At 63.0% G+C, this 806-nt stretch carries 1 pseudogene; it reads left to right on the forward strand.

Going from position 1 to position 806, the window contains the following annotated elements:
- Positions 1-806 (forward strand): annotated as a pseudogene (locus tag EO141_RS21225) (xylose isomerase); the annotation flags it as partial.

An 806-nucleotide genomic window follows, 5' to 3' on the forward strand; every position in this document is an offset into this window, starting at 1 on the left:
GAATATTTCCCCGGTATCGGCAAGATCGGCTTCGAAGGCCGCGACTCGGACAACCCGCTGGCCTTCAAGGTCTACGACGCCAACAAGCAGATCGGCGACAAGACCATGGCCGAGCATCTGCGCTTTGCCGTGGCCTACTGGCACAGCTTCTGCGGCAATGGCGCCGATCCGTTCGGCCCGGGCACGCGCGCGTATCCGTGGGATATCGGCAACACCGCGTTGGACCGTGCCGAAGCCAAGGCCGATGCCGCGTTTGAATTCTTCACCAAGCTCGGCGTGCCGTATTACTGCTTCCACGACATCGACCTGTCGCCCGATGCCGACGACATCGGTGAGTACGAGCGCAACCTCAAACACATGGTCGGCATCGCCAAGCAGCGCCAGGCCGACACCGGCGTCAAGCTGTTGTGGGGCACCGCCAACCTGTTCTCGCACCCGCGCTACATGAACGGCGCATCGACCAACCCGGACTTCAACGTGGTGGCGCGTGCGGCGGTGCAGGTCAAGGCCGCGATCGATGCCACCGTCGAGCTGGGTGGCGAGAACTACGTGTTCTGGGGCGGCCGCGAAGGCTACGCCTGCCTGCACAACACGCAGATGAAGCGCGAGCAGGACAACATGGCGCGCTTTCTGACCCTGGCACGCGACTACGGCCGTGCGATCGGCTTCCAAGGCAACTTCCTGATCGAGCCCAAGCCGATGGAGCCGATGAAGCACCAGTACGACTTCGACAGCGCCACGGTGATCGGCTTCCTGCGCCAGCACGGCCTGGACCAGGACTTCAAGCTCAATATCGAAGCCAACCA

Origin of the sequence: Xanthomonas sp. BRIP62415 (assembly GCF_003993515.1) — a bacterium.
GTDB lineage: Bacteria > Pseudomonadota > Gammaproteobacteria > Xanthomonadales > Xanthomonadaceae > Xanthomonas > Xanthomonas euroxanthea.